14 protein-coding genes are annotated in these 18,254 nt (G+C 67.6%); 8 read left to right on the top strand and 6 right to left on the bottom strand.

Features of this window, described 5'->3' with window-relative positions:
* The first annotated feature begins 7 nt into the window (after positions 1-7).
* Positions 8-727 carry a hypothetical protein gene (locus FOY91_RS03955; RefSeq protein WP_238995228.1) on the top strand — a complete coding sequence of 240 codons (720 nt, stop codon included), beginning with the start codon at positions 8-10 and terminating at the stop codon, positions 725-727.
* 61 nt (positions 728-788) lie between these two features.
* On the opposite strand, the gene FOY91_RS03950 is transcribed toward FOY91_RS03955, so the two are convergent.
* Genes FOY91_RS03950 through FOY91_RS03935 form a run of 4 tightly spaced genes read right to left on the bottom strand, consistent with a single transcriptional unit; the run spans position 789 to position 6,269 of the window.
* Positions 789-1,604 carry a cupin domain-containing protein gene (locus FOY91_RS03950; RefSeq protein WP_145148366.1) on the bottom strand — a complete coding sequence of 272 codons (816 nt, stop codon included), beginning with the start codon at positions 1,602-1,604 and terminating at the stop codon, positions 789-791.
* 2 nt (positions 1,605-1,606) lie between these two features.
* On the bottom strand, positions 1,607-3,214 hold the full coding sequence (locus FOY91_RS03945; RefSeq protein ID WP_145148364.1) for an FAD-binding oxidoreductase: 1,608 nt from the start codon (positions 3,212-3,214) through the stop codon (positions 1,607-1,609).
* The gene (locus FOY91_RS03940) at positions 3,211-4,563 is read right to left on the bottom strand and encodes an MFS transporter (RefSeq protein ID WP_145148362.1); all 1,353 of its coding nucleotides are present in this window, start codon (positions 4,561-4,563) and stop codon (positions 3,211-3,213) included. The genes FOY91_RS03945 and FOY91_RS03940 overlap by 4 nt, the downstream gene beginning before the upstream one ends.
* On the bottom strand, positions 4,560-6,269 hold the full coding sequence (locus FOY91_RS03935; RefSeq protein ID WP_162527127.1) for an alpha/beta fold hydrolase: 1,710 nt from the start codon (positions 6,267-6,269) through the stop codon (positions 4,560-4,562). Before FOY91_RS03935 ends, FOY91_RS03940 begins: the two co-directional genes overlap by 4 nt.
* A 141-nt stretch (positions 6,270-6,410) precedes the next feature.
* Here FOY91_RS03935 and FOY91_RS22240 point away from each other — a divergent pair, with 141 nt between their 5' ends.
* From FOY91_RS22240 to FOY91_RS03910, 4 genes are all read left to right on the top strand, one after another.
* Positions 6,411-10,193, top strand: a complete 3,783-nt coding sequence (locus FOY91_RS22240; protein ID WP_238995227.1) for an MFS transporter — start codon at positions 6,411-6,413, stop codon at positions 10,191-10,193.
* A 194-nt stretch (positions 10,194-10,387) separates the two neighbouring features.
* Entirely contained in the window at positions 10,388-11,134 is a 747-nt protein-coding gene (locus FOY91_RS03920; protein ID WP_145148358.1) for a GntR family transcriptional regulator, read from the top strand.
* 136 nt (positions 11,135-11,270) lie between these two features.
* Positions 11,271-12,290 carry a zinc-dependent alcohol dehydrogenase family protein gene (locus FOY91_RS03915; protein ID WP_145148356.1) on the top strand — a complete coding sequence of 340 codons (1,020 nt, stop codon included), beginning with the start codon at positions 11,271-11,273 and terminating at the stop codon, positions 12,288-12,290.
* Complete coding sequence (locus FOY91_RS03910; protein ID WP_145148354.1) at positions 12,287-13,645, top strand: MmgE/PrpD family protein; 1,359 nt, start codon at positions 12,287-12,289, stop codon at positions 13,643-13,645. Before FOY91_RS03915 ends, FOY91_RS03910 begins: the two co-directional genes overlap by 4 nt.
* Positions 13,646-14,037: 392 nt before the next feature.
* Here the strand turns inward: FOY91_RS03910 and FOY91_RS03905 are convergent, their stop codons facing one another.
* Together FOY91_RS03905 and FOY91_RS03900 are read right to left on the bottom strand one after the other, a co-directional pair.
* A complete protein-coding gene (locus FOY91_RS03905) occupies positions 14,038-14,874 on the bottom strand; it encodes an SDR family NAD(P)-dependent oxidoreductase (RefSeq protein ID WP_238995226.1) in 837 nt (278 codons plus the stop codon).
* Complete coding sequence (locus FOY91_RS03900) at positions 14,871-15,185, bottom strand: REDY-like protein HapK (protein ID WP_145148349.1); 315 nt, start codon at positions 15,183-15,185, stop codon at positions 14,871-14,873. Before FOY91_RS03900 ends, FOY91_RS03905 begins: the two co-directional genes overlap by 4 nt.
* A gap of 83 nt (positions 15,186-15,268) precedes the next feature.
* Here FOY91_RS03900 and FOY91_RS03895 point away from each other — a divergent pair, with 83 nt between their 5' ends.
* The 3 genes from FOY91_RS03895 to FOY91_RS03885 are packed head-to-tail and all read left to right on the top strand — an operon-like array spanning position 15,269 to position 18,218.
* Entirely contained in the window at positions 15,269-16,483 is a 1,215-nt protein-coding gene (locus tag FOY91_RS03895; protein WP_238995225.1) for a class I SAM-dependent methyltransferase, read from the top strand.
* The gene (locus tag FOY91_RS03890) at positions 16,483-16,842 is read left to right on the top strand and encodes a hypothetical protein (protein ID WP_145148347.1); all 360 of its coding nucleotides are present in this window, start codon (positions 16,483-16,485) and stop codon (positions 16,840-16,842) included. The genes FOY91_RS03895 and FOY91_RS03890 overlap by 1 nt, the downstream gene beginning before the upstream one ends.
* Positions 16,839-18,218, top strand: coding sequence for an FAD-dependent oxidoreductase (locus FOY91_RS03885; protein WP_145148345.1), 1,380 nt, complete (start codon positions 16,839-16,841; stop codon positions 18,216-18,218). The genes FOY91_RS03890 and FOY91_RS03885 overlap by 4 nt, the downstream gene beginning before the upstream one ends.
* Positions 18,219-18,254 lie beyond the last annotated feature (36 nt).

Genomic DNA, 18,254 nt, shown 5'->3' with positions numbered 1-18,254 from the left:
CAAGCGCATGATGAAGCACACGACCATCAGCGGGAAGATCCTCTATACCTCCCGCAAACCGGGCCGCGAGGGCCACGAGCGCGGACGCGAGATCTTCACCTTCACCAAGCACACCGACGGCAGCCGCACGATGCGCGCGCTGTGCGAGATCGACGAGCCCGATCCCACCGTCCTGCGCGACATCGTCTACAGCCTCGATGCCGACGACATGCCGACCGACTGCTACGTGCGGCTGATGGTGGGCGACAAGTTCATGGGCGCGGGGATCTTCCGCATCGCCGACGGCTATGTGGAGTGCGAGAGCTTCGGGCCGACGATCGGCCGCGTCTCGCAGAAAGTCCCCTTCGGCGGGGTGTTCGACGGCTTCGGCACGCACCCGATCGCGGGCGATGCGTACATCACCAAGAAGATGGACAAGTCCAAGGGGCCGCACGCGCGCAAGTTCCGCACGTTCCTCCCCTCCCCCGACCATCGCGGCGCGCCCCCGCCGATCATCGCGGAAACGAGCCTGATGCTCGCCTATGTCGGCGACGAGACGATCACGGTGGCGGCCGGCACGTTCGAGGCCTCGCACTACGTCTTCACCGATCCCGATGCCTCGATGGCGGGCGGCCACCCGGAATATAACGTGTGGGTCACCGCCGACGACGATGCCATCTTCCTGAAGGGCGGCGTCGATGGTTACATGATGACCTGGTACGAACTGGTCGAGCTGAAGCGGGTCTGAAACCCGGACGAAAAAAGGGGCGGCGGTGGCAATACCGCCGCCCCTTTTTTCGTCGAGCCGCTTAGTAGGCGGCGGGGCCGCTCCATTCGCGGGTCCAGCTTTCGGGCGTGCCGGCCGGGATCTTCGGTGCGTAACCCTGCCCGATCGGCAGCGGCATCGGCGCCGTCCACTTGGTGCGCACATAGTTTGCGCCGGCGCGCATGATCTGGAAGAACCCCGCCTCCGAGACGTGCGGGCCGTGGACGATCTCGGGCGGGCGGTAGAAATAGGCGCCGGGCCGGATCAACCCCTCGGGCGTCCACATCTGCCCCTGCAGCATGAACATCTCCTCGAAATGATCGTGGATCTCCGCCGGCATCTCCTTCTGCGCGGGCACACCGTGCGGCAGCCCGATCAACAGGAAGGTGCGCGAGCTGTCGTTCGGGCCGAGCCGCAGCACCTTTCGCGCGAGGCGAAGGTGCGCGATGTGCGCCACGCTGGGCGTCATGTCCCACGCCATCGTCGCGGGATCGAGCGCGAGCGCTTCGGTGTTGCCCGTCGCGCTGTTCGGATCGTGCCGGCCGTACCGGAAGACGAGCAACGTCGCGCCCTCGCGCGTGCGGCGGGGGCCGGCGCTCTCGCCGCGCGGGATGAAGCCGTAGCAATGGAAACGCTGCTCGCGCCCGGCGACCACGATGCTGCCGTCGAGCACCAGATATTCCTCGGCGCGATCCTCCGGCCCGCGATCGGGGCCGTCGAACCCCGCCGGATAGCGGATGATGTACGTCTCCTCGCCCTCGACCGGATCGACGTTGAGGCGCTTGACCTCCGTGCCGTCCGGCTGGACCGCCCACTCGACGTTCTGGGTCTGGACGAACTCGATATAGGGGCGCGCCATCGTCAGCGCCCCAGCCCGAGCGCACCGGGATTGACGCGGTTGTCCGGGTCCACCAGCCGCTTGATCCCGGCCAGCAACGCGCGCGATTCGGGGCGCATGATGTCGGCGTAGCGATAGGTACGGCCGATCTGGTTCGATTGCGCGCCCATCTCGGCGAACAGCGCGACGATCGCCGTGCGCACCTGCATCACGACGGCCCGCGCGTCGGTATCGGCCGCCGGCTCCGGCACCCGCGCCTTCATCCCAGCGCTTACCGATGCGTGGTGGATCGGCAGCCAGCTGTCATGCCAGTTGAAGACCGGCTCGTAGCTGAAGACGTGGTTGCCGATCACCGTCAGCAGCCGCGACACGACGACGCCGCTGGCATCGAGCGCCGCCTGATGCCGTGCGATCAGCTCCTCCACCGCATCGACCAGCGCCTTTGCCTCGCTGTGCGCCACCTTGGCGTTGAGCGCGATCCAGCGATCACCCGTGGCGCCGAGCACCGCATCGAGCGGCGAGTACGGATCGGCCCGCCCCGCCCTGGGGATCGAGTTGGGCAATTCCTTGCCGCCCGCCTTCGCCACGATTGCACGGGCAAGCGCCATGTCGCCCTCGACCGCCTCGCGCGTCCGCCCCGCCAGCACCATGTGGAGCGAATGGCAACCGGCCTCGACGAAATCCCGCCCCGCCATCGCCAGTTGCGCGCCGGCCCTGAATCCGCGCAGCAGCCCCTTCTCCTGCGAGACGACCTTCATCAGCGTCTTGGCGTCCCGGATGAAATCACCGGGCTGGGAAAGCGCCTGACGGGTCTTGTCCGGGTCCATCATGTAGCAGTCCTCGGCCAGTTCCGACCGGCCGATCTCGCACAGGGTCTCGACCGCGACATCCCGGTCCTGAAAGCCGAACGAGAGATAATCGGTGAAGGCGGGCGCGCGGATCATGCGGAGCGTGACGACGCCCTTGATCCCCAGCGCGCCCGCATCATGCGTGAACAGGCCGGTGGTGTCGGGGCCGAAGGTGCGTGTGAACGACTTCTTGGCGGTGCCGATCGCGGTCTGCCCGGTGTGGAGGATCGAGCCGTCCGCCAGCACCACCTGCATGCCCAGCACGATCTCCGCCGAGGTGCCGTATCGCGCCGTGCCGAGGAACAGCGCCCCGTTGGACAGCCCGCCGCCCACCGTCGCGCCACGACCGGAGAAAGTGCCGAAGAAGGGCAGCCGCAGGCCGAGCGGCTTCAGCGCCTCGTATATCTGCATCCACGTGACGCCCGCCTCGACGGTGACGAGCATGTCCTGTGCGTCGATATCGAGGATGCGGTTCATCCGGCGCATGTCGACCGCGACCGCCCCCGCCTCGGCCGACACATAGCCCTGAACGTAGGTCAGCCCGCCGCCGCGCGGCAGCAGGACCAGCCCGGCGCGCGCGATCTCGGCGGCGGCGGCGCTCAGTTCCGCGATCGAGGCCGGCCGGATGACCGCCGCGACCAGCCCGCCCGCGCCGAACAGGTCGGCGGAATGGAGCCGGCGGCTTTCCTCGTCGCGCAGCAGGCCCTCCGCGCCGAGGATCTCGTGGAGCCGTTCGCCCAGCACCTCGCGTTCGTCCGCGTGCGCCAATGCCTGCTCGATCATGCGGTTACCCTTTCGCTGTGCGCCTGGACCGCGCCGCGAAACGCCCTGCGCCCGGAGGCGAGGACGATGGCGGCGGCAAGCCCGAAGACGAGGAAGACGAGGCCGAGGGCGTAGGCGATGCCCGCCGGCGTCCTGAAGATGGTGTCGGAGAGGAAGCCGACGATGAAATTCCCCGCCGTCAGCGCGATCAGGCCGGAGCAGATCGTGTGCAGCGCCATCACCTGCCCGCGCATCTCGTTCGGCGTAATCAGCGAAATGCCCGAATAGACCGCCGAGATGTTCCAGTTCACGAACAGGGCGTTGATTCCGTAGCAGGCAAGCGCGAGCGCGCCCGACGGCACGAGACAGCCCAACGTACCGAACGTGGCCATCGAGATGCCGCAGACGATCGCGGCGATCAGCGGCGCGTCGCGATGCCCGCGCCGCGTGAGCCATGCGATCACCCAGCCGCTGTTCACCGCCGCGAAGATGCTGATCGGCATGCCCACCGCGCCGAGCGCATAGCCCGTCTGTGCCGGGGTCCACCCGTGCGCGCGGATGAACAGCGCCGGGAACCAGCCGATGATCGCGTACACGCACACCAGGTTGAGGACGGTGCCGATCATCAGCGCGCCGAACGCCAGCGGCCGGGCGCGGAAGAGCGCGATGATCGGCCGCAGGCTGAACCCCCGCACCACGGACGCAACCCCGTGCCGGCGCGGTTCGCGCACCGAGACCATGATGACCGCCGCCAGGATGAGGCCCGGCGCCCCGCACAGCACGAACACGACCTGCCACGGCGCCATCCCGTGAAATACGGGCATCGTGGCGATCAGTCGGTCCGCCCAGCTGAGGAACAGGCCGGAGAGCGCGAAGGCGGCCGTGGTGCCGAGCGAACTGCCCGTCACGAAGATGCCATACGCCTTGGGCCTTACGAGCGGCGTGAAATAGTCGGCGATCAGCGAGGTCGCGACGGGCACGAGCGCCGCCTCGCCGACGCCCACCAGCATCCGCGCGACGAACAGGCCGTGGAAGGTGGTGGCGAACGAACAGCCGATCGTCGCCAGGCTCCAGAGGACGAGCCCGCCGATCAGCACCGAGACACGATGCGAGCGATCGCACAGCATGCCCAGTGGCAGGCCGAGGACGGAGTAGCAGATGCTGAACGCCATCCCCTGCAACAGGCCGAATTGCGTATCGTTGATCTTGAGCGCGGCCTGAAGCGGCGTGATGAGCAGCCCAATCGACACCCGGTCGAGGATCGCCAGCGCATAGGCCAGCGTCAGGCACGCGACGACGTACCAGGCGTAGCGTCGCGGGGGCCAGTCGGATGCCGTTTCGGGCGCGGCCAGTTGAACGGCAGCCGTCATATCGCGTTCTCCACCGTGCGGGAGGCTCCGGCCGGGTGGGGCACGGCATCGTCGAGGAAGGTGCAGACGATCGCGCATGTGTCCGCGACATGCGCGGCGCGTGTCGCCAGCCGCGCGTCCGGCAGCAGCGCCGCGACCGTTCCCGCAGCGCGGTACGCCGGATCGTCCGGATGATCGAGGATCAGCGCCGGCGGCGCGAACACCGCGTAACGCGCTGCGGCCGGGCATTGCACGGCGGCCCGCGCGATGTCGCCGTAGTGCGCGGGCTGTTCGAGGATGGCGACCAGCGCAGGGTGCAGCGCCGCCGCCGAGAGGAGGGGGTCGAGCGTTCGCTGCGCGGATGGTGCCCCGTCGAACCACGGCCATTGCGCCTCCCCGTCGCGCAGCATGTGCCAGATCCGATGGAGATGCCCGCCGGCCCGATCGAAGCCGGGATCGGGGCACAGTGCGGCGGCAAAGGCGTCCCGCTCCGCATCGTCCACCGCGAAGCAGCCGTCGAGGACGACACGCCCCACCCGGTCTCCCTGTCGCGCGGCGAACGCTGCCGCGAGCGGCGTCGCGAAGCCGAGGCCCAGCACATCGACCCGGTCCAGCCCGAGCGCATCGATCATCGCGGCCAGCGCATCGGCCGCTGCCTCGATCGAGGCCACGGGCAGCGGACCGGAACCGCCGTAGCCGGGCAGGTCCGGCACCAGCGTCGGCCGGTCGCCGAGCGCGTCCTGCCACTGCCGCGCGTGCAGCGTCGTCGGTGCGTCCAGAATGAGGAGGGGCTGCAGGCCATGGCCGGCGCGGCGAACGAGCATCTGCCCGTGCGGAAGCGTCGTATAAACCGCCGCCGCATCCTTCGCGTCCGGCGGCTCGGGCAGGACCGGCGCCTCCGCGAACATCCCGACGAGCCATTCCAGCCAGGCCGTGCCGTCGGCGGGCAGGCGCATCACCGTCAGCGCGTCGTTGTCGTGCGCAGGCACGCGCTCCAGCGAGGCGAAGAGAACATCGTCCGCCCGCGCCGCGACCACGGTGGGGCAGCGGACGGTGCGCAGCGCCGGCATCGGATCGTAATACATCGCGGCGGCATAGGCGGACGAATAGTGCGGCCCGGCCGAGAGGAGGTCGAGGACGTAATCGGCGATCCACGCATCGCCTTGCCCGGCGATCGGCATGCGCGCGGCCGGCGTCGGCGTGAACCACGGGAACCAGCGCAGCATGTCGCGCATCCGCGTCCACTCGGTCGCCAGATAGCCACCGGCGTCGTCCAGGCGGAACGGGCGCATATAGGCCTCGATGAACGGCACGTCGGGCGGACCGGCCGGGATCGACAGGCCATCGAGGATCAGGCGCGGCGGGTTGCCCGAACGCGCCGCATGGTCGAGCGCGATCTTGGCGCTGGTATGCGTGGCGTACAGCGGCGCCGAGGCCAGCCCCATCGCCTCCAGCGTACGGCCGAGCGCTGCCGAGAACATCGCGATGGTGGGCCGCCCGGCATCCAGCGGCGACGAGGCCCCATAGCCCGGCGTGTCGAGCGCATAGACGCGGTAGTGATCCGCCAGCCGCGCCATCGTCTCGCGATGGAGGCGGGAGGAGCGCGGCGAATCATGCAGCATGACGACCGCCGGGCCATTTCCGGCGTACCGATAATGGACAAGCCGCCCGTCCACCTCGACGAAGCCCTTGCGCACGGCACGCGTTTCGCCAGACGATGAAGCCATCTTCGGTGTCATAGAGTCGCGATCCCGCCAGGGCTTCGCGGCAATCCCGCAACAGGGACTTGCGCGGCGCCATTTGACATACTCTTATGACGAATGGTGCGGCATCGTCGCCGGCTTGTCCAGACCCGAGGATCACATCTGATGAAAAGCGAAGTGGCGGGGATCGCATCGACGATCGGCTCGCGCGAAACACCGAAAGGGTGGCTCGTCGTCCTGGCGTCGATGATCGGCGTGGCGGTCGGCCTCAGCCCGGTGCCCTTCTACACGATCGGCATGTTCGCGCCGGAACTGTCGCGCGCCTTCGGCTGGAGCTTCGCATCGCTGATGGGCAGCATTGCCGTGCAGTCGGGCGTGGTGATGCTGATAAGCCCGGGCGTGGGCTTCGTCGTCGATCGCTACGGCGCACGCAACGTCGCGATGGTGTCGCTGACGTTGTTCGGCCTGTGCTTCATGAGCCTCGGGCTGAGCACCGGATCACTTGTACTTTACTATGGCCAATGGGTCGTCATGTCGGTTCTGGGCGCGGGCACGCTGTCGGCGACGTGGACGCGGGTGGTGAACGGCTGGTTCGATCGCAACCGCGGGCTGGCGCTCGGCATCGCGAGCACCGGCACGGGCCTGACCGGCTTCCTCATCAAGCCGCTTACCGCGTGGCTGATCCTGACCTACGACTGGCGGACGGCCTTCTTCGTGATCGGCATGCTGCCCATCGTTATCGGCGTGCCGATTGTCTTTCGCCTGTTCCGGGAAAACAAGGCGGTCGTGATCGACGCGACGACGGAGGAAACGATCGTCGTTGAGGAATATGGCGTGACGCTGGGCGAGGCGCTGCGCGACCGGCGCTTCTGGATACTCGCGGCGGCGTTCCTGCTGATCGCCTTCGCGCTCACCGCGCCGACGCCGAACATGGAGAATATCCTCAAGACGTTCGATTTCGAACTGGCGCAGATCGCGCGCATCACCGCGAGCTTCGGCCTGGCCGTCATCGCCGGGCGCGTCATCGGCGGCTGGCTGCTCGACCGGATCTGGGCGCCGCTCTGCGCCTTCGGCATCCTGATGGTCCCGGCGGCCGGATCGTGGCTGCTGACGGGATCGACCGTCAGCCCCTCCGGCGCGCTGCTGGCGATCCTGGCGATCGGCTTCGGCGCCGGGTTCGAGTTCGACCTGCTCGCCTACCTCATCAACCGCTATTTCGGGCAACGACACTACGGCACGATCTACGGCTGCTTCTACGCCGTCATCGCGCTCGGCGGCGGACTGGGGCCGGTGGTGTACGGCTTCGCCTTCGATCGCATGGGCAACTATCACCTGGCGCTGTTGAGCGGCGTCGGCTGCCTGATCGTCGGCAGCGTGCTGCTGCTGCTGCTCGGCCCCTACCCGCGCTGGGCCGCGAACCGCGTCATATCGGCCACAGCCTGGCTAAGTTCCGTCTTGTTACGCAATCGTGACAAAGCGTGCTTGACACCCCTCATGAAATGCTTTTGTCTTATTGGCATAACAATAGACCAAAGGGCTGGGCGCGTATCCGGTCTGTTCGCCGCATCTGGAACGACACAAATTTTCGGGGAAGGTCAAACGATGAGGATTGAACTATCGATGCGGGCCTCTTGCCTCGCCATCGTCGCGAGCATGGGGGCAATCTCGACCGGCGTCCAGGCGCAGGGCACGGCAACGCTGGCGCCGACCACCACGGTGGCATCGGACGCGCCGGTCGAGGCGGCGGCGGATCAGGGCGGCGGCGGGCTCGAGGACATCACCGTCACGGCGCAGCGCCGGCCGGAAAAGGTGCAGTCGATCCCGGTCGCCGTCTCCGCGTTCAACGCACAGACGATCCGCGCGTTGAACCTGGAGGACGCGATCTCGGTCTCCAAATACGTGCCGTCGATGATCTCCCAGCATAACGCGGGCCTCGCCACGGCGAACAGCTACTTCCTGCGCGGCCTCGGCAACACCCAGTCGGCCGCGACCTTCGACCCGCCGGTCGGCACCTATGTCGACGACATCTATGTCGCGCGGCAGAACGCCAACAACTACGCCTTCTTCGACACCGAGCGCGTCGAGGTGCTGCGCGGCCCGCAGGGTACGCTGTTCGGCCGCAACACGACCGGCGGCGCGGTGAACATCATCATGCGCAAGCCGAGCGAGGATTTCGGCGGCAAGTTCGAGGTGACGGCCGGATCGTACGACCGGGTCACCGCCAAGGCGAGCATCGACGTGCCGCTTTCCGAGAAGATTCTGACCAAGCTCTCGGCCTTCTACGTCACCGACGACGGCTTCGTGAAGAACATCACGACCGGCGAGCATCTCAACGGCGACAAGAGCTACGGCGTGCGCGGCGACGTGCGCCTGAAGCCGACCGAGAGCCTCACCATCGACCTGTCCGGCGAATACACCAAGAACACCGGTACCTATTTCGGCGTCCGCGTCCTGCCGGTGGCCTCCTCGAAGTTTCGCACCTCCACCACGCCGGTCTTCTACGAGGCGGCGATGAACATGCGGCAGGTAAGCTGCAAGGGCGATCCCGTCACGATCCTGCTCGGCACGCAGGACGGCCTCTGCCTGAACACCGACAACTACGCGACCTCGGCGCATATCAACTGGGATACGGACGCAGGTTCGCTGGAAGCGATCGTCGGCTATCGCAAGCAGAATCAGGGCTACATCAACAACTACAGCTCCAGCACCGTCAACAAGTTCGCCGGTTTCGTGCTGGCCGACAAGATCCGCAACAACCAGCATTCGGGCGAGCTCAAATGGTCGAGCAGCGCGTTCGACGACAAGCTGAAATATGTCGCGGGCATCTTCTACCTCAAGGAGAACAACGAGCTGAAGACCGCCACCTTCTCGGGCGGAACGACCTCCTACGTACTCGCGCGGACGGCGTCGAACGGCGTGACCTACGGCGCCGACATCCACTTCGACCAGTCGGTCGAGACGGCGGCCGCCTATGCGCAGGCGGACTGGGAGTTCCTGCCCGACCTGACCCTGACCGCCGGTGCCCGCTATACCTACGAGACGAAGCGGATCGACTTCTTCCAGTCCGACCGCTTTTTCAGCCCGGCCTTCACCAGCAATCCCACCGGTGCTGCCGGCTATTCGAGCGCGCAGGTGGAAGCCGCCGGCATCCCGCTGAAGCAGGAGCAGAACCGCGTCACCCCGCGCGTCGCGCTGACCTACAAGGTCACGCCCGGCACGATCGTCTATGCCTCGGCGACGAACGGCTTCAAGTCCGGCGGGTGGAACGGCACGAACAGCGTGCCCTTCCAGGTGCTGCCGTTCCGTCCGGAGCGCACGTGGTCCTACGAAACGGGCTTCAAGTCGGATCTGTTCAATCGCAAGCTGCGGCTGAACGGCACCGCCTACCTGGCCGTCACGAAGGATCTGCAGGTCACGTCGGGCATCATCGTGCCGCCGTCGACGGTGATCTCGCAGCTCGCCCGCAACGCCGGCAAGCTGCGGACCTACGGCTTCGAGTTCGAGACGGTCTTCGCGCCGACAAAGCAGTTCAACGTCTTCGTCAACGGCTCGATCGGCAAGGGCAAGTACCTCTCGACCGTGCTGACGCCGGGGGTGCCGCTCGTCTCGCAGATCACGACCGACACGATCCCGCTGCGCGTGCCGACGTTCCAGCTCGCCACCGGCGCCACGTACAAGGTGCCCGTCGCCGCGCTCGGCGGCAACGTCGGCCTGACCGCGGCCTACCGCCACAACTCGTCCTATGCGGTGGCGGCACTCAATACCGCCTTCGCCCCGCGCGAGGATTTCGTCGATCTCAACCTGACTTATGATAATGACGATGGCGAATGGGGCGCGGCGTTCGGCGTAACGAACCTGACGAAGCAGGAGACGATTACGGCCAACTTCATCTCGCTTTTCCCGGGTGATCCCCGTCGGTTCACCGGACGTCTCTGGTTCAACTTCTGAACTTTTCGATGATAGAGGGGGAGGGTCGCCTGATGGCGGCCCTCACTTGCGTTGATCTTCCCTCCGATGATCCCTCCATCACGGCGGCTGATCCTTGACGAGCGTGTGCAAAAGCTGAACTAGCCATGCGACGACGCCGATCCTCGGCATCGAAGCGAAGGTGGGCTTGAACAGTGATCGATCGCAACGCTGCCATGCCGATCTATCATCAGATCTATCTCCAGCTGCGTGACGAGATCCTCAGCGGCGAACGGCCGTTCGGCAGCTCTCTGCCGACCGAGCAGGAACTGTCCGAAAAGTTCGAGGTCTCGCGCATCACCGCGCGCCGGGTGCTGACCGAACTCAGCCAGCAGAATTTCGTCGAGCGCAAGCGTCGCCTCGGCACACGCGTGATCTTCGAATCGCCCGCCAAGCCGATCGAGGCGAACATCGATCAGGCGGTCGATTCGCTCCTCGCCTTTGGGCGGCGCACCACGGTCACCGTGCTGGAGGTGGCGATGGAGATGCCGACCGCCACGGTCGCCAGCGCGCTGAAGATCGGCCCGACCGACGCGGTGCTGCGCGCCGTGCGCGTCCGCAGCATGGACCGCGTGCCGCTCGGCTATATCGTCAGCTACGTGCCGGCCGCCTTCGCCACGGCCGTCTCGGCGGCGTCGCTGGCGAACACGCCGATCCTCAAGGTGCTGGAAGAAGGCGGCCACAAGGCCGAGCAGGCCGAACAGACGATCAGCGCGATGCAGGCCGATCCCGTCATCTCGCAGGCGCTGGATATCGAATCGCGATCCGCGCTGCTGCGGATCAGCCGCACGGTGTACGATGCACGCCACACGCCCTTCCTGCTCACCTTCGCGCATTATCGGGCGGACAAGTTCACCATCCGCCTCGATCTCCAGCATCCGGGTGCGGGCGTCGCGCCGCGGATGATCCCGCAAACCGCCTGAACACCGTCGAACGGGCGGAACGGGCCGCACGGGTGACGAAAGCCTTTGCCTCCGACGCAATTGATATATAGTCAATACAATTGCGTCGTCGGTCGAGGCGGTTTCCTACCCGCCTGCCCAGAGCAGGAGTATCCCCGTGAAGGCATATCAGGTTGGTGAACAGGGCGGCGTCGAGTCGCTGACGGCAACGACACGACCCGATCCGGTCGCGGCCTTCGGGCAGGTCGTCGTCGCCCCGCGCCTCGTCAGCCTCAACAACCGCGACATCCAGATCATGCGCGGCATCTATGGCGCGAAGAAGCCCGCGGAACGGACCCCGGTGTCCGAAGGCGTCGGCACGGTAGTATCGGTGGGCGACGGCGTTTCCGGCTTCAGCGTGGGCGATCGGGTGATCGCGCCGCACTTCGTGAACTGGACCGGCGGCGATTTCGGCTACCATGCCTTCGCCCACGATCTCGGCGTCACGCACGACGGCTGGCTCGCCGAGCGCGTCGTGGTGCCCGCCGCCGCGCTGGTACGGGTGCCGGATGCACTCTCCGATCGTCAGGTCGCCGCACTCCCCTCCGCCGCACTGACCGCATGGAACGCCGTCGTCGAGGTCGGGAAGGTGAAAGCGGGCGATCTCGTCCTCACGCTCGGCACCGGCGGCGTCTCGATCTTCGCGCTCCAGATCGCCAAGGCGAACGGCGCCCGCGTCGCCACCACCTCGTCGAGCGACGACAAACTGGCGCTGGCGCGCGAGCTGGGCGCCGACATCACGATCAACTACCGCACCCACCCCGAATGGGCGGCCGAGCTGATGACCGCGACCGGCCATGCCGGCGCCGACATCGTCGTCGAGACGGGCGGGCAGGCGACACTCGGCCAGTCGCTCGCCGCCGCCGCCGTCAACGGGCGCATCGTCATCATCGGGGTGACGGCGGGTCAGGCGTCGGACGGGCTGCCGAACTACGGCACGATCCTGGGCAAGAACCTGACGTTGCGCGGCATCACCGAGGGTAGCCGCGCGATGCTCGTCCGCCTGCTGCGCGCGGTCGAGGCGAACCGCATCGAACCCGTCGTCAACAAGGTCTTCGCGTTCGACCAGGCGCGCGAGGCCTACGCCTATCTCGCGGCGGCGGAGCATGTCGGCAAGGTGATGATCGAACTGCGATGACACCCGCGTCGCGCCGGTTCGTCGATCACGCGCTCGCCACCGAATGGGGGGATCTCGCGCCTGCCACTCAGGCGGCGGCGCGCACCTTCCTGCACGATACGCTCGCGGTGGGCATCGCGGGGCGGAACGCGCCGTTCGCGGACGCGACCTTCGCGGCGGCGGAACGATGGAGCGGCGCGGGAGGCACCGGCCTCGTGCTGGGCCGCCCGCACGCCCGCCTGACCACGCCGCACGCTGCCTTCGTCAACGCCTACCAGATCCACGCGCAGGAGTTCGACTGCGTTCACGAGCCTGCCGTCGCGCACCCGATGGCGAGCATCGGCGCGGTGCTGCTTGCCGAGGCCGGCCGGTCGCCGGTGTCGGGCGCGGATTTTCTGGCGGCGATGGTCGGCGGCGTGGACGTGATGGCGGCGCTCGGCGTCGCGGTGCGCGGCCCGCTCAAGTTCTTCCGCCCGGCGACCGCCGGCATCTTCGGCGCGATCGCCGCGCTCTGCCGCCTGCGGCGGCTTTCGCCGGAGGTCGCGACCAACGCCTTCGGCTACGGCCTCGCTTTTGCGAGCGGCACGATGCAGGCGCACGTCGAGGGCAAGCCGACGCTTGCCATCCAGGTCGCCGGCGCGGCGCGTTCGGCGATCGAGGCGGTCGATCTGGCCGCTGCCGGTCTGGAAGGGCCGCAAGGCTCGATCGACGGACCGTTCGGCTATCTCGCCCTGTTCGAGGACGATGTAGATCTCGCCCCCGTGCTGGCGCAACTCGGCACCGTTCGCCGGATCGAGGAACTGAGCTGGAAGCCGTTCCCTTCCGGCCGCGCCGCGCACGGCGCGATCATCGCCCTGCGCGAGCTGATCGCGGCGCACGGCATCACGCCGGACACGCTAGCCCGCTTCACCTATCGCGCGCCGCCGCTGATCCATCGCCTCGTGGGGCGCAGGCCGGTCGCGGGCATGAGCGTCGCCTACGCTCGCCTGTGCTTCGCATGGCTCGGCGCGGTGGTGCTGACGCGCGGCACGCTGGGCCTAGCCGACTTCACGCCCGAGCGGCTGAGTGACCCCGCCCTGCTGGCGCTGGCCGACCGCATCCATGTCGAGATCGACGACAACCCCGATGCCGCCGCCTTCGTCCCCGCGATCGGCACCGTCACACTCGATACGGGCGAGGTGTTCTCGCGCACGGTGACGCGCCAGTTCGGCTCGCCCGAATGGCCGCTGAGCCGCACGGAGCATCTGGCCAAGGCCGCGCGCTGCCTCGATTTCGGCGGCATGGCCGAAGCGCACGACCGGCTGACCATGCTGATCGACGATCTCGCATCGGCGAGCGACGTCGCCGCCGCGCTGGGCGCCGTGCTGGAAAGCTGAAGTTCAACGACGTCAGATCGACCCGTTCATCCCGAGAGGCTGACCGGGGATTTGGTTTTCCACTCCATACCCCGAGCGAAGTCGAGGGGCGCGCCACACGCGCGACGCTCCGCGTCTCGACTTCGCTCGACACAAGAGTGCGCGCGGCTGGATCGGCCCAATCTCGAAAGGATAGAACGTAAGCCTTGAGTTCCCGCTCATCCTGAGGAGGGGCTGAGCTTGCCGAAGCATGTCCCGAGCAGCGTCGAAGGATACCGTTTCGAAGGACATGCCACCTCCTTCGGGATACCATCTCGGCAGGCTCAATGGCTCCTCGGGATGAGCGGTCTGAGGATCAATCTTGCGTCATCCGGTTCCAGGCCAGCGGGTCGGAACACCCTCCCGCCACGGTATCAGTGCGGCTCCTCGCCGCCCGACACGTTGAGCGATTCCGCCGTGATGTAGGCAGCCTCGTCCGAGCAGAGGAAGGCGACCGCGTTGGCCGTATCCTGCGGCAGGCCCGGCCGCCCCATCGGGATGCGCGCGGCCATATCGGTCACGTACTGCTCCACCGTCTTGCCCTGCCGCTCGGCGAAATATGCGTTCTGCCATGCGCCGAGGCCGGTGGTGACGTGGTTGGGGCAGACGTTGTTCACCGTGATACCATGCTCGCCCAGTTCGGTCGCGGCCGAGCGGACGAGGCCGACGAGGCCGTGCTTGGAGGAGGTGTAGGCCTGCATGTTCGGAAAGCCGCTCTTGGCCGCCTGACTGGCGATATTGACGATGCGGCCGCCGCGCGCCTGCTTCACCATCCGCTGCGCCGCGGCCTGAACGCCGTAGAACGCGCCCGTCAGGTTCACCCCGATCACCGCGTTCCACTCCTCCTCGCTCACGTCGAGCAGGGGTTTCACGATGTAGCCGATGCCGGCGTTGTTGATCCAGATATCGAGGCTGCCGTGCGTGGCGACGGCATGGTCGGCGAGCGCCTGAACCTCCGCCCGGATACGGACATCGCAGGCACGGGTCGAAACCTTCACGCCCGTCGCGGCGATCGCGGCGGCGATCCCGTCCATCTCCGTGGAGAGGCCCACCATCGCATCGGGCGTCGCCGCATCGCGCGAGGTGCCGACATCGGACAGGACGATATTGGCCCCCTCCGCCGCCAGCCGCAGCGCGATCGCCTCGCCCAGCCCGCCCTTTCGGCCGGAGCCGGTGATGACGGCGGTCCTGCCGGCCAGCGCGCCGCTCACGCCGCGGCCTCCACCTTGCGCGTGACGATGAAGATCGGATCGGCCCATTCCTGAAACTCGGCGGCGACCCGGCCCATCGCGTCCGTGCCGGTTTCGGTGCCGAACAGGTCCATGTCGGCCACGTCGATCACCTCGATATACTGGTAGGGCGATGTGCTGCCGCCCAGCACGCCGGTCGCCTGGAACACCGTGAAGCTGTCGACCGAATCGAGTGCGTTCACCGTCGGCAGGTCGGTGGTGAGCGCCCATTTTTCATAATCCGCCGCGCTCTTGCCGGGCTTCAGATTGAGCAGAACGATAATCCGGGTCATGCGCGCGTGTCCTCTTGGCATTCTCGGTTGGCGGTGGCATATTGTTATAGGCATATAGCAAATGAGGGAAGCGACTTTCCGCCATGGCACGCGCAGACACCCCCACCGTCAGCTACGAAGGCCCACCGGATTACCGCGTGATCGGTCGCCACGGCGTGTTCCCCGACATGGGCCACGACGAGATCGAGCGGGTCAATTTCCTCGCCCAGATGAACCGTCACCTCTCGGCGCGGATCGTGCCAGGCGTGAAGGCGGCGTTCGACACCGAGGTGGCGCCCGCCGCCGAGAAGGACGCCGGACGCCCGCTGGCGGACCGGCACGAGGCGCGCAAGGCGTTGCTCGGGCATCCCGCCTTCCGCTTCTGGTCGGCGATCCGGCGCATGACGATGGAGCAGCGCCAGCAGGCGGGCCGCTGGACGGCGATCCGCCAGCGGGAGGCACTCGCCGAAAAGGCCGCCGAGCTGACGCGCGACGACGATCGGCTGGCGCTGGACCCCGGCCTCGCCATCCCGCGCTACGTCTCGGCGGTGGATCACCATTGCATGCCCGGCAGCTATCATCAGGAAGCGTTTCCGGGCGACGTGACGAACGGCGCCAATTACGATCACGGCAATTTCGTCACGACGGCGGGGTTGCTGGGCAAGTTCGCCGATGGCGGCGGCCATGCGGTGGTGAAGTGGGTCCGCCGCAACCTGCCGGATTTCACGCCGCACACGATCCTGGAGATCGGCGGCACCGTCGGCCATTCCAGCCTGCCGATCGCGCAGGCGTGGCCCGAGGCGGAGATGACGATCGTCGATCTGGGTGCGCCGATGCTGCGCTATGGCCTTGCCCGCGCCAAGTCGCTCGGCGTGGGGAACGTGCGTTTCGTGCAGGCCTCGGGCGAGGATCTGTCGCGTTTCCCGGACCAGAGCTTCGACTGGATCCAGACGACGATGTTCCTCCATGAACTGTCGACCCGGTCGCTGGCGAACATCCTGCGCGAGACGCGTCGCCTGCTCAAGCCGGGCGGCATCGTCCTTCATGTCGAGCAGCCGCAGTACACGGCCGACATGCCGCTCTTCGAGCAGGTGATGCGCGACTGGGATGCTTATTATAACAACGAGCCGTTCTGGAGCCGGATGCACGAGCTCGATCTGGATCAGGCGATGGTCGATGCCGGCTTCGCCCGCGACCGGCTGATCCACGGCGGCGTGACGGCGGTGGTCGACAAGGATCTCTTCCCCGACGCGGCCGACGACGAAACCGAGGATTACGGCCGCAAGGCGGCCTGGCATGTGATCGGAGCGCAGGTCTGATGAGCATCGCCGAGGCCATTGCCGAAGCCGGCGCCAAGCCCGCCGGCAAACGGCCGTTCTTCCTCGATACCGAGATCGAAACCGTTCTCGCCATCACGATGGCCCTCGTTCAGGAGCTTTCGGTCAGCCGCCAGCGTGTCGATACGCTGGAGCGCCTGCTCGAACGGAAGGGCGTCCTGTCGCGCGACGAGATCGAGGCCTATTCGCCCGAACCGGAAGCCGCGATCGAGCGCGCGCTTGCCACGCAGGAATATATCGCGCGCGTGCTGCGCATCATCCAGCAGCGCAACGAAGCGAACCAGACCTCGGGCGATGTCGCCTCGGAGGATGTGGCCGAAGAGATCGGGGCCGGCGGTTGAACTCGTTCGAACTGACGGTGCCGGTGATCGTCATCGGCGCCGGCGCCTGCGGGGCGGTGGCGGCGCTGGCGGCGGCGGAAACGGGTGCTGCGGTCATGGTCGTGGAGCGGGACGACCGCGCGGGCGGCTCGACCGGCATGTCGCAGGGGCTGGTATGCGCGGCGGGCACGCGCAGCCAGGCGGCCCACGGCATCGCGGACGACGCCGACACCTTCTTCGCCGACATCATGGCCAAGGCGCAGGACAAGACCGATCCGGTCCTCGCCCGCACGCTCGCCGACAACAGCGCCCCCGCGCTGGAATGGCTGATCGACCGGCACGGCCTGCCGTGGGAACTCGATACGCGGTTCCGTGCCTCCTATGGCAACAGCCGCCAGCGGCTGCACGGCTGGCCGGCGCACAGCGGCCTCGACATGGTGCAGTTTCTCCACGCGCGCATGAGCGATGCCGGGATCGACGTGCTCATGGAGACGAAGCTGGTCGATATCTTCGCCGATGCGGAGAACCGGATCATCGGCGTCGCGCTGGAGCGCGCGGACGGCGCGATCGAGCATATCGGCTGCGACACGCTGATCCTTGCCGCCGGCGGCTTCGGCGCCAACCGCGCGCTGACGGACCGCTACATGCCCGAGACGCGATCACTGCGGTACAACGGCCATGAGGGCAGCCACGGCGAGGCGATCGTCCTCGGCGAAAAGCTGGGCGCCGCGATCGCCGACATGGGGGCGTATCAGGGCTATGCGATGCTCACCGATCCGCAGGGCATCTCCGTGCCGCCGCCGGTGCTGCTGGAGGGCGGCCTGATCGTCAACAAGGCGGGCGCGCGCTTCACCGACGAGACGCTGGATATCGCCGGCATGGTCCACCCGCTCGCCAGCCAGCCGGACGGCATCGGCTGGGTAATCTACGACGAACGGATCGAGGCGCGATGCGCCGCGATCCCCGAGCTGGCCGCACTCATCGAGCTGAATGCCGCCAAGGTGGCCGAAACGCCCGAGGAACTCGCCCGGCTGATCGGCGCCGATCCCGCCGGTTTCGCCGCGACGATCGCCGCGGCCCGATCGGCGGCCTCGAAGAACGCCCCGGACGTCATGGGCCGCGACTGGACCGACGCGGCCCCGCCCCGCGCGTCCTTTCGCGCGCTGCGCGTCGTCGGTGCGCTCTATCACACGCAGGGCGGTTTGCAGGTCGATGCGGGGGCGCGAGTGCTGCGGCAGGACGGGACGGCGTTCGCCAATCTGTTCGCCGGTGGCGGCTCGGCGCGCTCCGTGTCCGGCCCCTCCTCCTGGGGGTATCTGCCCGCGATGGGCCTCACCACCGCGATCACGCTCGGCTGGCTCGCCGGGCGCGCGGCGGGCGCGCTCGTGACCGTCTGAACGAAAACGTCCGGGCGCGTTCGACGGGCCGTGCAC

The sequence above is a fragment of the Alterirhizorhabdus solaris genome, from assembly GCF_007785815.1.
GTDB lineage: Bacteria > Pseudomonadota > Alphaproteobacteria > Sphingomonadales > Sphingomonadaceae > Alterirhizorhabdus > Alterirhizorhabdus solaris.
Note: the sequence above shows the minus strand (reverse complement) of the source record. Positions and strands in the feature narration are given on the sequence as shown.